At 60.2% G+C, this 12991-nt stretch carries 13 protein-coding genes; 7 read left to right on the top strand and 6 right to left on the bottom strand.

The annotated features are described in order from the left end of the window. Positions 1-83: 83 nt before the first annotated feature. Together QMX86_RS02850 and QMX86_RS02845 are read left to right on the top strand one after the other, a co-directional pair. The gene (locus QMX86_RS02850; RefSeq protein WP_056782977.1) at positions 84-380 is read left to right on the top strand and encodes a DUF1244 domain-containing protein; all 297 of its coding nucleotides are present in this window, start codon (positions 84-86) and stop codon (positions 378-380) included. Then, on the top strand, positions 373-711 hold the full coding sequence (locus QMX86_RS02845) for a HopJ type III effector protein (protein WP_110646373.1): 339 nt from the start codon (positions 373-375) through the stop codon (positions 709-711). Before QMX86_RS02850 ends, QMX86_RS02845 begins: the two co-directional genes overlap by 8 nt. 119 nt (positions 712-830) lie before the next feature. Here the strand turns inward: QMX86_RS02845 and trxB are convergent, their stop codons facing one another. Further along, complete coding sequence (gene trxB, locus QMX86_RS02840; RefSeq protein WP_016771656.1) at positions 831-1793, bottom strand: thioredoxin-disulfide reductase; 963 nt, start codon at positions 1791-1793, stop codon at positions 831-833. Between the two features lie 312 nt (positions 1794-2105). Here trxB and cysZ point away from each other — a divergent pair, with 312 nt between their 5' ends. Both cysZ and QMX86_RS02830 read left to right on the top strand, forming a co-directional pair. Beyond that, entirely contained in the window at positions 2106-2858 is a 753-nt protein-coding gene (gene cysZ / locus QMX86_RS02835) for a sulfate transporter CysZ (RefSeq protein ID WP_243242898.1), read from the top strand. Positions 2859-2898: 40 nt separating this feature from the next. Then, complete coding sequence (locus QMX86_RS02830; protein WP_243242897.1) at positions 2899-4098, top strand: glycosyltransferase family 1 protein; 1200 nt, start codon at positions 2899-2901, stop codon at positions 4096-4098. A gap of 127 nt (positions 4099-4225) precedes the next feature. Here QMX86_RS02830 and QMX86_RS02825 read toward each other — a convergent pair whose 3' ends face one another. The 3 genes from QMX86_RS02825 to QMX86_RS02815 form a co-directional block, all read right to left on the bottom strand. After that, positions 4226-5329, bottom strand: coding sequence for an NADH:flavin oxidoreductase (locus QMX86_RS02825; RefSeq protein ID WP_122750878.1), 1104 nt, complete (start codon positions 5327-5329; stop codon positions 4226-4228). Positions 5330-5484: 155 nt separating this feature from the next. Beyond that, positions 5485-5967: a glutathione peroxidase gene (locus tag QMX86_RS02820; protein ID WP_016771660.1), complete on the bottom strand. Its 483-nt coding sequence runs from the start codon at positions 5965-5967 to the stop codon at positions 5485-5487. A 123-nt stretch (positions 5968-6090) separates the two neighbouring features. Continuing rightward, on the bottom strand, positions 6091-6576 hold the full coding sequence (locus QMX86_RS02815) for a peptidylprolyl isomerase (protein WP_016771661.1): 486 nt from the start codon (positions 6574-6576) through the stop codon (positions 6091-6093). Between QMX86_RS02815 and QMX86_RS02810 the strand changes: the two genes are divergently transcribed. From QMX86_RS02810 to QMX86_RS02800, 3 genes are read left to right on the top strand one after another with little or no spacing between them, the layout of a single operon-like run. After that, positions 6545-6871, top strand: coding sequence for a DUF3565 domain-containing protein (locus tag QMX86_RS02810; protein ID WP_073473919.1), 327 nt, complete (start codon positions 6545-6547; stop codon positions 6869-6871). The two genes, QMX86_RS02815 and QMX86_RS02810, sit on opposite strands and share 32 nt — an antisense overlap. Positions 6872-6922: 51 nt before the next feature. Continuing rightward, positions 6923-9022 (top strand): phosphate acetyltransferase, encoded by a 2100-nt coding sequence (pta, locus tag QMX86_RS02805; RefSeq protein ID WP_282384090.1) that lies wholly within the window; start codon positions 6923-6925, stop codon positions 9020-9022. Continuing rightward, on the top strand, positions 9023-9928 hold the full coding sequence (locus tag QMX86_RS02800) for an acyltransferase (RefSeq protein WP_056782964.1): 906 nt from the start codon (positions 9023-9025) through the stop codon (positions 9926-9928). A 236-nt stretch (positions 9929-10164) separates the two neighbouring features. Here QMX86_RS02800 and cysN read toward each other — a convergent pair whose 3' ends face one another. Further along, a complete protein-coding gene (cysN, locus tag QMX86_RS02795) occupies positions 10165-12063 on the bottom strand; it encodes a sulfate adenylyltransferase subunit CysN (RefSeq protein ID WP_073473760.1) in 1899 nt (632 codons plus the stop codon). Between the two features lie 9 nt (positions 12064-12072). Next, positions 12073-12990, bottom strand: coding sequence for a sulfate adenylyltransferase subunit CysD (cysD, locus tag QMX86_RS02790; RefSeq protein WP_016771664.1), 918 nt, complete (start codon positions 12988-12990; stop codon positions 12073-12075). Between the last annotated feature and the right edge of the window lies 1 nt (position 12991).

The following is a 12991-nucleotide window of genomic DNA, read 5'->3' as shown; positions in this document are numbered from 1 at the left end:
TTCAAACGGTAAGCTAACGGCCGACCCCGATCCATCTTGCAGCTTGCAGCTTGCCGCTTGAAGCTGTCTCGAAGAGACCCCCCATGACTGATCAACAACGCCTGGAACTCGAAGCCGCCGCCTTTCGCCGACTGGTCGCCCACCTCGACAGCCGCAAGGACGTGCAGAACATCGACCTGATGAACCTTGCCGGGTTCTGCCGCAACTGCCTGTCGAAGTGGTACAAGGCCGAAGCCGATCAGCGCCAGATCGAGGTCAGCCTCGATGACGCCCGCGAAGTGGTGTACGGCATGCCCTACGCCGAGTGGAAAGCCCAATACCAGCAAGAAGCCAGCGCCGAACAACAAGCGGCGTTTGCCAAAGGAAAACCCAATGACTGATCTGAACACCCTGCGCGCCAGCCTCAAGAGTGGCGAGCATGCTTTCGCCGACACCCTGGCGTTCATCGCCGCCGGTTACGACTACCAGCCGCAAGCATTCAACAACGGCGGCGTGGAAAACGCTGAAGGGCAGAACGAAGGCTCCTGCAAGACCCTGGGTCTGGCACTGCTGGAAGGTCTGAGCGATGAAGAAGCACTGCTGGCTTTCGGCGAGCATTACCGTTCGGTGCTGGCGACGCCTGAGGGCAGCGATCACGGCAATATCCGCGCGTTGATCAAGCACGGCCTGGCCGGGGTGAAATTCACCGCACAACCCCTGACCCGCCGCTAACAACGGGATTCGGATCGTTCCCACGCTCCGCGTGGGAACGATCGAATTGCGTTGGAGCAGGAAGAGCGTGCACAAAAAAACCGGCCAATCTCTGGCCGGTTTTTTTGTGCCCTGCGCTATTAGAACGTGGCGTTCTGCAGGCCGTCCAGGTAACGCTCGGTGTCCAGTGCCGCCATGCAACCGGCGCCGGCCGAGGTGATGGCCTGACGGTAAACGTGGTCAGCCACGTCACCGGCAGCGAAGATGCCTTCGACGCTGGTGGCCGTCGCATTGCCTTCGCGGCCGCCCTGCACAACCAGGTAACCGTCTTTCAGCGTCAACTGGCCCTCGAACAGCGAAGTGTTCGGGGTGTGGCCGATGGCGATAAACACGCCGTCGACTTTGATTTCGTCGAAGCTGCCATCGTTGTTGCGCAGACGCGCACCGGTGACGCCCATGTTGTCGCCGAGGACTTCGTCCAGGTTGGCGTTCAACTTGAGGATGATCTTGCCTTCGGCCACACGGGCGTTGAGCTTGTCGATCAGGATCTTCTCGGCGCGGAAAGTTTCACGACGGTGGATCAGGGTCACGGTGCTGGCGATGTTGGCCAGGTACAGCGCTTCTTCGACAGCGGTGTTGCCACCGCCAACCACAGCGACCGGCTTGTTGCGATAGAAGAAACCGTCGCAGGTCGCGCAGGCCGACACGCCTTTGCCCATGAACGCTTCTTCGGACGGCAGACCCAGGTAGCGGGCACTGGCACCGGTGGCGATGATCAGTGCATCGCAGGTATAGACGGCGCTGTCGCCGGTCAGGGTGTATGGCTTGGCAGCGAAGTCCACGGCGTTGATGTGATCGAAAACGATCTCGGTCTCGAAACGCTCGGCGTGCTCGCGCATGCGCTCCATCAGCACCGGGCCGGTCAGACCATGAACATCACCCGGCCAGTTGTCGACTTCGGTGGTGGTGGTCAGTTGACCGCCGGCCTGCATGCCGGTGATCAGCAGTGGCTTGAGGTTGGCGCGGGCCGCGTAGACCGCAGCGCTGTAGCCGGCGGGGCCGGAACCGAGAATGATCACTCGCGAATGACGGACTTCAGACATGAATCTGCTCCTGTTGGCCGGCCATGAAAAATCTGGCGCGGACGCCGGACGGCCGGCGGAATAAAAAAGGACCGTGGACACCTTGGGGAAGGCTTGAACTCGACAGTCCTGTAAAAAGTTGGGTGCAGCGTATCGAGGGGGGCAAGATTAAGGAAATACGGTTTAACAATCCAGCTCATAGGTGGTCTCTATGCCGAGACGCTGACGAGATAGACCTCTTTGTTACAGTGAATGTCGATTGCTCTGCCGCGCTTTCGCCGCTGGGGCAAAGCCGGTAACGTCGGCGCGTTTTCCCTTGCTTCGGAGCACCTTATGCCCGCCCCTGTTCTGTCCGGCCCGCAATACCTGCGCGAAGGCCTCAAACTGGTCCTGAGCCCTGGCCTGCGCCTGTTCGTGTTGTTGCCGCTGGCGATCAACCTGGTGCTGTTCGTCGGATTGATCTATCTGGCCGGCCACCAGTTCAGCCTGTGGGTCGACACGCTGATGCGCTCGTTGCCTGAGTGGCTGAGTTTCCTCAGCTATATCCTCTGGCCATTGTTCGTGGTCCTGGTGGCCTTGATGGTGTTTTTCACCTTCACCATGCTCGCCAACATCATTGCCGCACCGTTCAACGGCTTCCTTGCGGAAAAAGTCGAAGTGGTGGTGCGCGGCACTGATGATTTCCCGGCGTTCAGCTGGGGCGAACTGATCGCGATGATCCCGCGCACCCTCTCCCGTGAAATGCGCAAGCTCGGCTATTTCCTGCCGCGCGCTATCGGCCTGTTCATCCTGTCGTTCATCCCAGTGGTGAATATCGTCGCCGCGCCGTTATGGCTGCTATTCGGCGTGTGGATGATGGCCATCCAGTACATCGACTACCCGGCGGATAACCACAAACTGGGCTGGAACGAGATGCTCGCCTGGCTGCGGCAAAAGCGCTGGCAGAGCATGAGCTTTGGCGGGATCGTCTATCTGGTGTTGCTGATTCCGGTGGTCAACATCCTGATGATGCCGGCGGCGGTAGCCGGGGCGACGTTGTTCTGGGTGCGCGAGCGTGGTGCCGAAAATCTGGTGATCCAGCACTGACCGCGTCACAAATCCATCATCCGACCGTAACAAGCTCGACATGGCCTCAGCCGACACTGAGGTCATGACGACAGCTCTACATATCACCCTCATCAGCGAAACCTTCCCACCGGAAATCAACGGCGTGGCCAATACCCTTGGCCGCTTGTGCGAGGGTTTGCGCACACGTGGGCATCAGGTAGAGCTTGTACGCCCGCGCCAGGCCACCGATCCGCAACGCAGCGAAGACGATGCACTGTTGCTGTGTCGCGGATGGCCACTACCGGGCTATCCGGGACTGCAATGGGGCCAGTCGTCGATGCATAAATTGCTGCGCCGTTGGAAACGCCAGCGCCCGGATGTGCTGTACATCGCCACGGAAGGCCCGCTCGGGTTGTCGGCACTGCGCGCCGCACGGCGCCTGGGGATTGCGGTGGTGAGCGGTTTTCACACCAACTTCCAGCAATACACCAGCCAGTACGGCCTCGGTCTGCTGACGCGGATGCTCACCCATTACCTGCGCTGGTTTCACAATCGTTCGGCAATGACTCTGGTGCCGAGCGTCAGTCAGCGCCTGGAACTGGAGCGGCGGCATTTCGAGCGGCTGGCGTTGTTGTCGCGGGGTGTGGACAGCCAGTTGTTTCATCCAAGCAAGCGTCAGAGCGCGTTGCGTGAGCAATGGGGACTCTCTGATAAAGATATCGCGGTCATCCACGTAGGAAGGCTCGCCCCGGAGAAAAATCTGGGCCTGCTCAAACGCTGCTTTGAAACCCTGCAGCAGACTTATCCACAGCGCCATCTGAAGCTGATCGTGGTCGGAGATGGCCCGCAGCGTTCGGCGCTGGAAAAAGAACTGCCGGAGGCGATCTTCTGCGGCGCGCAACGGGGAGAAGCACTCGCGGCGCACTACGCCTCAGGAGATCTGTTCGTATTTCCCAGCCTGACCGAAACCTTCGGCAATGTGGTGCTGGAAGCCTTGGCTTCGGGACTCGGCGTCGTTGCCTATGATCAGGCAGCCGCGGCGCAGCATATTCGCCACGGCTACAACGGCGTGTCAGCCATGCCCGGCGATGAGCAGGCATTTTGCGAGGCGGCGGCGTGGTTGCTGGAGGAGGATGAGCGGTTGCGCTGTGTGCGGCTGAATGCGCGGCAGCATGGCAGTCGCCAGGGCTGGGCGGCGATTATCGAGCAGTTCGAGGGGTATTTGCGTGGGGCTTGTGCGGGGGAGCTGGTGGTGCCTGGGGCGCAGACACAACCTTAGATTTTCGGCGACATAGAAACAGCTTTCGCGAGCAGGCTCGCTCCCACATGGGTACTGCATTCTTTCAGATGGAATGCGGTCGAAGGTGGAAGCGAGCCTGCTCGCGAATGGTTCGAACTGGCGCAGCTTAGACCAGCGACATCAACGCCTCACGGCTGAACGGCAGAATGTCCTGCTCACGCCCTTCACGGACTTTCTGCGCCCAGTCCGGATCGACCAGCAGCGCACGGCCCACTGCTACCAGGTCAAACTCTTCTTTGTTCAGACGCTCCAGCAGATTTTCCAGGCTGGCCGGTTGCGCGACCTTGTCGGTGTTGACCATGAACTGCAAGAACTCGCCGTCCAGGCCGACGCTGCCCACGGTGATGGTCGGTTTGCCGGTCAGCTTGCGGGTCCAGCCAGCAAGGTTCAGATCCGAACCGTCGAACTCCGGCTCCCAGAAGCGTCGGGTCGAGCAGTGGAAAATGTCCACGCCAGCGTCTGACAGCGGCTTGAGAAACTCGCCCAGCGCTTCGGGGGTTTGTACCAGACGCGCGGTGTAATCCTGCTGCTTCCATTGCGAGAAGCGGAAGATGATCGGGAAACCCTCACCGACGGCTGCGCGCACTGCTTGAATCAACTCGATGGCAAAACGCGAACGGTTGGCCAGGCTGCCACCGTATTCGTCGGTGCGCTGGTTGCTGCCTTCCCAGAAGAACTGGTCGATCAGATAGCCGTGGGCGCCATGGATTTCCACACCGTCCATGCCGATGCTTTGCGCATCTTTGGCAGCCTGGGCGAACGCGGCGATCACGTCCTGAATGTCCTGTTTGGTCATGCCGTGCACCACGACCTGACCGTCCTTGAGTTTCTCCGATGGACCGTAGCCCGGCACGCTGGCGTCCGGCTCGGTGCCGAGGCGACGTACGCTGCCGACATGCCACAGTTGCGGGACGATCTTGCCGCCCTCGGCGTGCACGGCGTCGACAACTTTTTTCCAGCCGGCGAGCGGCGCGTCACCGAAAAATTGCGGCACGTTTGGATAGCCATTGGACGCGACGTGGCCGACGGTGGTGCCTTCGGTGATGATCAAACCAACCCCGGCGGCCGCACGACGACGGTAGTACTCAATGACTTTGGAATTCGGCACACCGCCCGGCGAAAACGAACGGGTCATTGGCGCCATGACCACGCGGGTCGGCAGTTCGAGGGCACCGAGGTGGAACGGTTTGAACAGGGCTTGAACAGGCATCGAGAGGCTCCACGAAAACATTGGCGACGGACATTAATCGATATGACGGCGATAATATCCGCCACGTTCTTAGCGTGACAGCACTATTGATCTGAATGATTAAGGGTCAAAAGGCAGGCAAAAAAAATCGCAGCTCAATGCTGCGATTTTCTGATTCAGGCTAAGGCTTTTTCGATCGCGGCAATCACTGTCGGATCATCCGGCGCCGTGCGCGGCGAGAAGCGCGCCAGCACCCGGCCATCCTTGCCGAGCAGAAACTTTTCGAAGTTCCAGGTGATGTCACCGGGAAACTCGGCGCCCTCGCCCGCCAGCAGGCGATACAACTGATGCCGCTCGTGACCATTGACTTCGAGCTTGCTCGACAACGGAAAGGTCACGCCATAGTTGAGGCTGCAAAACTCCTGGATTTCTTTCTCCGAGCCTGGCTCCTGACCGGCAAACTGGTTGCACGGCAGGCCCAGCACAGCAAAGCCTTTATCTTTGTATTGCTGGTAGAGGTTTTCCAGTGCCGCGTACTGAGGGGTCAAGCCGCATTTGGAGGCCACATTGACCACCAGCACGACTTGGCCCTTGAACGGCGCCAGCGGTAGCTCCTGACCATCCAGGGCTGTCAACTTAAGGTCGTGAAAAGCACTCATGCCGAACTCCAGGATTCTCGTGTTCTACTCGAAACAGCCACTTGGCGAGGCCACCAAGGACAGCCGCGGACTAAAAAGGCGCCCACAGGCGCCTCTCCAGTACTCGAAGCTTAGCGCAGAAAATCAGTGGTGATGGCCACCTTCGCCATGGACGTGACCATGAGCGATTTCTTCCTGGCTGGCGTCACGGATATCAACGATCTTCACTTCGAAGTTCAGGCGCTGACCGGCCAGAGGGTGGTTGCCATCAACGGTGACGTCGTCGCCGTCCAGATCACGGATGGTGACGATCTGCATCTGGCCGTCCGGCGCCGAAGCGTGGAACTGCATGCCGACTTCCAGCTCGTCAACGCCTTCGAACATGCTGCGGCTCAGGGTGCTGACCAGCTCGGCGGCGTATTCGCCGTAAGCGTCTTCAGGCTCAACGGCTACTTTCAGCTCGTCGCCGACAGCTTTGCCTTCAAGGGCTTTTTCCAGGCCCGGGATGATGTTGCCTGCGCCTTGCAGGTAAACCAGCGGAGCGCCGCCGGCGGAGCTGTCGATGACCTCACCAGCGTCGTTGGTCAGGGTATAGTCGATGGAGACAGCCTTATTGGCGGCGATCAGCATGGGGCGAGACCTTTTGCATAAGAATATAGAAAGGCCAAGTTTAGCGAAGCAATCGCGTGAAAGCGACCACAACCCGGACAAACGGGTTTCGACCATCACCGGCTTCCATCAGGACGAAGATGGCCATTGGGTGGTCGAGCTTTCCTGTGGCCACACCCAGCACCTGCGCCACCAGCCGCCGTGGCAAACCCGCGCCTGGGTCCTGGATCCGGCGCAACGTATTGAAAAAACAGGTCAACCCTTTGCCTGCGGTTGGTGTGCACAAGGCTCGGTTAGCGCTAACCTTGGCGACTGAATTTCGGTAGTCGGCCAGACATAGGCTGACACCCTTGCATAGAGAATTCCCATGCAAACTTTTTTTATCGCCCCCACCGATTTTGGCGTGGGTCTGACCTCCATCAGCCTCGGGCTGGTGCGCACGCTTGAACGCGCCGGCCTCAAAGTCGGCTTCTTCAAACCGATCGCCCAGCCGCATCCCGGCGACACCGGCCCTGAACGTTCCACCGAACTGGTGGCGCGCACCCATGGCCTGAAACCGCCACAACCGTTGGGGCTGGCGCACGTCGAACGCATGCTCGGCGACGGTCAGCTCGACGAATTGCTCGAAGAAATCATCACCCTGTATCAGCAGGCGGCGGTCGGCAAAGACGTGCTGGTGGTAGAAGGCATGGTGCCGACGCGCAGCGCCAGTTACGCCGCGCGGGTCAATCTGCATCTGGCCAAGAGCCTGGATGCCGAGGTGATTCTGGTCTCGGCGCCGGAAAACGAAGTGCTCGCCGAGCTTTCTGGCCGCGTCGAGCTTCAAGCGCAATTGTTCGGCGGCCCGAAAGATCCGAAAGTCCTCGGAGTGATCCTTAACAAGGTCAAGACCGACGAGAGCATGGACGCCTTCGCCACGCGTCTGAAGGAGCATTCGCCGTTGCTGCGCAGCGGTGATTTCCGCTTGCTTGGCTGCATCCCGTTTCAGCCGGAACTCAATGCGCCGCGCACCCGCGACGTCGCCGACCTGATGGGCGCGCAAGTGCTCAATGCCGGCGACTACGAAACCCGGCGCATGAGCAAAATCATCATTTGCGCACGGACCATGCGCAACACCGTCGAACTGCTCAAGCCTGGTGTGCTGGTGGTGACACCGGGCGATCGCGACGACATCATCCTCGCCGTCAGCCTCGCAGCAATCAACGGCGTGCCGCTGGCCGGCCTGCTGCTGACCAGTGACACCCTGCCCGACCCGCGCATCATGGACCTGTGCCGTGGCGCCTTGCAGGCCGGTTTGCCGGTGTTGTCGGTGAGCACCGGCTCGTACGACACCGCCAATCTGCTCAATGGCCTGAACAAGGAAATCCCGATCGATGACCGCGAGCGCGCGGAGATCATCACTGATTTCGTCGCCAGCCACCTCGACGCCAACTGGCTGCATCAGCGCTGCGGTACGCCTCGGGAGATGCGCCTGTCGCCGGCGGTGTTCCGCTATCAATTGATCCAGCGTGCGCAAGCGGCGAACAAGCGCATCGTGTTGCCCGAAGGCAGCGAGCCGTTCACCGTGCAAGCAGCGGCGATCTGTCAGGAACGCGGGATCGCCCGCTGCGTATTGCTGGCCAAACCCGAAGATGTCGAAGCGGTCGCCCGCGCCCAAGGCATCGTGCTGCCGCCGGGTCTGGAAATCCTTGACCCGGACCATATCCGCGAGCGCTACGTCGAGCCGATGGTCGCTCTGCGCAAGAGCAAAAGCCTCAACGCTCCGATGGCTGAGCAGCAACTGGAAGACACGGTGGTGATCGGTACCATGATGCTGGCGCTGGATGAGGTCGACGGCTTGGTTTCGGGTGTGATCAACACCACCGCCAATACCATCCGCCCGGCCTTGCAACTGATCAAGACCGCACCGGGCTGCACGCTGGTGTCGTCGGTATTCTTCATGCTCTTTCCGGAAGAAGTGCTGGTCTACGGCGACTGCGTGATGAATCCACACCCGAGCGCTGCCGAACTGGCCGAGATCGCCCTGCAAAGCGCTGACTCGGCGGCCGCATTCGGTATCACTCCACGGGTGGCGATGATCAGCTATTCCAGCGGCGAATCGGCGCGCGGTGAAGAAGTCGAGAAAGTCCGCGAGGCGACTCTGCTCGCTCATGAGCAACAAAACTCGCTGTTGATCGACGGCCCGTTGCAATACGACGCCGCCGCCAACGCCGACGTGGCGCGGCAACTGGCGCCGAACAGTCAGGTCGCCGGGCGCGCCACGGTGTTTGTGTTCCCCGATCTGAACACCGGCAACACCACGCACAAAGCCGTACAGCGCAGCGCTGATTGCGTCAGCCTCGGGCCGATGCTGCAAGGCCTGCGCAAACCGGTGAACGACCTGCCGCGCGGTGCGCAAGTCGATGACATCGTCTACACCATCGCGCTCACCGCGATTCAAGCCGCCAACCGACCTATGGATGTGTAAATGCTGGATTTTCTACCCGCCCCCGTGCGCGGCGTGATCGCCTCGCTGCTGTTGGCGCTCAACACGATTCTGCTCTGCTCGTTCCTGTTCTGTGTGGCGCTGGTCAAGGCTTTGCCGTTTGCCTTTACCCAGCGCATCGCCGGTTGGCTGATGAGCCACACCCACGAGGCGTGGATCAGCAACAACAAGGGCTGGATGAATCTGGTACGGCGCACCCGCTGGCACGTCAGCGGTCTGCAAGGTCTCGATTATCAGCACTCGTACCTGATCACCAGCAACCACCAGAGCTGGGTGGATATTCTGGTGCTGCAATACGTGCTCAACCGCAAGATCCAACCGCTGAAATTCTTCCTCAAGCAGGAGCTGATCTGGGTGCCGGTGATTGGCCTGGCCTGGTGGGCGCTGGGCTTTCCGTTCATGAAGCGCTACTCCAAGGCGTACCTGGAAAAACACCCGGAGAAGAAAGGCAAGGACTTGGAAACCACGCGCAAGACCTGCGCGAAATTCCGCCATAACCCGGTGGGAATTTTCAACTTCGTCGAAGGCACACGCTTCACCGAAGGCAAGCATGCGCAGCAGCAGTCACCGTTCAAATACCTGCTCAAGCCCAAGGCCGGCGGGATCGCCTTTGTGCTCGATGCGATGGGTGAACAGCTGGAGTCGATCGTCAACGTGACGATTCATTACCCGGCCGGGCGTCCGGGGTTCTGGGATTTGCTCTGCGGCAATGTGCGCGATGTGGTGGTGCATTTTGAAGAAATCAAAATCCCGCCGGCCTTCATCGGCAAAAACTACGACCAGGACGGCGAGTACCGTTTGCAGTTTCAGGGCTGGATCAATCAACTGTGGCTGGACAAGGATGCGTTGCTGGAGCAGATGCACCGCGAATATCCACCCAAACACTGACCCCTGTGGGAGCGAGCAGGCTCGCGAAAGCGGTGGATTGATCGTTCCCACGCTCCGCGTGGGAATGCAGCCCGGGACGCTCCGCGTCCCTGCCGAAGCGGACGCGGAGCGTCCAATGAGGCATTCCTTTGCTGCGCGTGGGAACGATCACCCGGCCAAAAAAAGCCCGCCGATGATCACTCACCGGCGGGCTTTTTCTTGCCGCTTGCAGCTAGAAGCTTGTCGCTGCTTCCACCTTAGATCGCACCACGCTGACGCAACAGCTCCAGCACTTGCTTGACGCTTTCTTCCAGGCTCAGCGACTGCGTGTCGATCACCAGGTCGGCATTGAGCGGCACATCGTACGGGAAGGACTCGCCCGGGATGTTGTCGCCGCCAGCGGCGTACAGACCTTGCGGATCACGCTCGGCGCACACGGTCGGCGACGCCTGCACATAGACCGTCAGCAAGCGATCCTTGCCGATCAGTTCCTTGGCCTGCTCGCGACCTTCGGCACTTGGCGCGACGAACGCGGCCAGGGTCAGCAGCCCCGCTTCGTTGAACTGACGCGCCACGTGCGCAGCACGACGCCAGTTCTCGGTACGCCCGGCGCGATCCTGTGGCAGACCTTTGTTCAAGTCATGACGCAGGTTCTGGCCATCCAGTACAAACACCGCGCGGCCCATATCGAACAGCTTGCGCTCGACCGCATAAGCCAGGGTGCTTTTGCCCGCGCCCGAAAGACCGCTGAACAGCACGGTGGCCGGTTGCTGGCCGAAGCGCTGGGCACGCTCTTCAGTCGCCACGTGGGCCAATTTGCCGTGGTGGGTTGCAGTGCCATGCGCTACAGGCTGAGCGACGATCATGCCGGCGCCAACGGTGCCGTTGGTCAGGCGATCGATGACGATGAACGCGCCGGTGGTGCGGTTGCTTTCGTAACCGTCGAGGGCGATCGGCGCGTCGAGCGCGATTTTCACCTTGCCGATTTCGTTGAGCTGCAACGCGCTCGCCGGGCCTTCTTCCAACGTGTTGACGTCGACCTTGTTGACGATGCTGGCGATCGAGCCCGGCACGTAACTGGTGGCGCGTTTGATGTCGTATTTCTTGCCCGGCAGCATCGGCTCTTCAGCCATCCACACCAGCATCGCTTCGAAGCTGTCGGTGACCGGCGGCACGTTGTCGGCATGCACCAACAGGTCGCCACGGGAGATATCGATTTCGTCTTCCATGGTCAGCGTTACCGCCTGGCCGGGACCTGCGTGTTCCAGCTCACCTTCAAAAGTGACGATGGACTTCACGCGGCTGCTCTTGCCCGACGGCAGCACCACGACTTCGTCGCCCTTATGCACAATGCCGCTGGCCAGGGTGCCGGCGAAACCACGGAAGTTCAGGTTCGGACGGTTGACGTACTGCACCGGGAAACGCAGATCGGTGAAGTTGCGATCGCCGGCGACTTCCACAGTCTCCAGAATCTCCATCAGCGACTGGCCGGTGTACCACGGCGAGCGCTCGGACTTGTTCACCACGTTGTCGCCTTTAAGGGCAGACATCGGCACGAAGTGCATGCTGGTCGGCTTCATCTTCAAGCCTTCGGCGAACTTCAGGTAGTCAGCCTTGATCGATTCGAACACGCCTTCGTCGAAGTCCTTCAAGTCCATCTTGTTGATGGCGACGACGATGTGTTTGATACCCAGCAGGGAAGCGATGAAGCTGTGGCGACGGGTCTGGGTCTGCACGCCGTAACGGGCGTCGACCAGAATGATCGCCAGGTCACAGGTGGACGCACCGGTGGCCATGTTGCGGGTGTACTGCTCATGGCCGGGGGTGTCGGCGATGATGAATTTGCGCTTGGCGGTGGAGAAATAGCGGTAAGCCACATCGATGGTGATGCCCTGCTCACGCTCGGCCTGCAGACCGTCGACCAGCAACGCCAGATCGATGTCGTCACCGGTGGTGCCGACTTTCTTCGAATCGCGGGTGATCGCTTCGAGGTGATCTTCGTAGATCATTTTCGAGTCGTGCAGCAGGCGCCCGATCAGGGTGCTCTTGCCGTCGTCGACGTTACCGCAGGTCAAAAAGCGCAGCAGCTCTTTACGTTCGTGCTGGCCCAGGTAGGCGAGGATGTCCTCGCTGATCAAATCAGAAACATGCGACATGACAGCCCCTTAGAAATAGCCTTGACGTTTTTTGTCTTCCATCGAGCCTGCGCCATCGTGGTCGATGACCCGGCCCTGGCGCTCGGAAGTTCGCGTCAGGAGCATTTCCTGAATGATGTCCGTGAGGCTTTCGGCCTCGGACTCCACCGCGCCCGTCAACGGGTAGCAGCCAAGGGTGCGGAACCGCACTTTCTTTTTCACGATGCGCGCTTTGTCTTCATCGGACAGGTGCTCGAGGATGCGCTCGTCGTCGATCATGATCAGCGTGCCGTTCTTCTCGATCACTTCGCGTTCGGCGGCGAAGTACAGGGGCACAATCGGAATGCCTTCGAGATAGATGTACTGCCAGATGTCCAGCTCGGTCCAGTTCGACAACGGGAACACACGAATGGATTCGCCCTTGTTGACCTTGCCGTTGTAGACATTCCACAGCTCCGGACGCTGGTTTTTCGGGTCCCAGCGGTGCTTGCTGTCACGGAACGAGTACACGCGCTCTTTGGCGCGGGATTTCTCTTCATCGCGACGGGCGCCGCCGAACGCTGCGTCGAAACCATGCTTGTCGAGTGCCTGTTTCAGGCCTTCGGTTTTCATGATGTCGGTGTGCTTGGCGCTGCCGTGGGTGAACGGGTTGATGTTCTGCGCCACGCCATCGGGGTTGATGTGGGTAATCAGGTCCAGGCCCAAGTCTTCGACCATCTTGTCGCGGAACTTGTACATTTCCTGGAATTTCCAGCGGGTGTCGACGTGCATCACCGGAAACGGCAGTTTGCCCGGGAAGAACGCCTTGCGTGCCAGGTGCAGCATCACGGCGGAGTCTTTACCGATGGAGTACAGCATCACCGGGTTATCGAACTCGGCGGCCACCTCGCGGATGATGTGGATGCTTTCCGCCTCCAGCTGTTTCAGATGCGTCAGTTTGTCGACCATG

The sequence above is a fragment of the Pseudomonas sp. PS01270 genome (genome assembly GCF_029959775.1).
Classification (GTDB): domain Bacteria; phylum Pseudomonadota; class Gammaproteobacteria; order Pseudomonadales; family Pseudomonadaceae; genus Aquipseudomonas; species Aquipseudomonas atacamensis.
The sequence above is the reverse complement of the archived record's forward strand: the minus strand, read 5'-3'. Positions and strand labels throughout refer to the sequence as shown.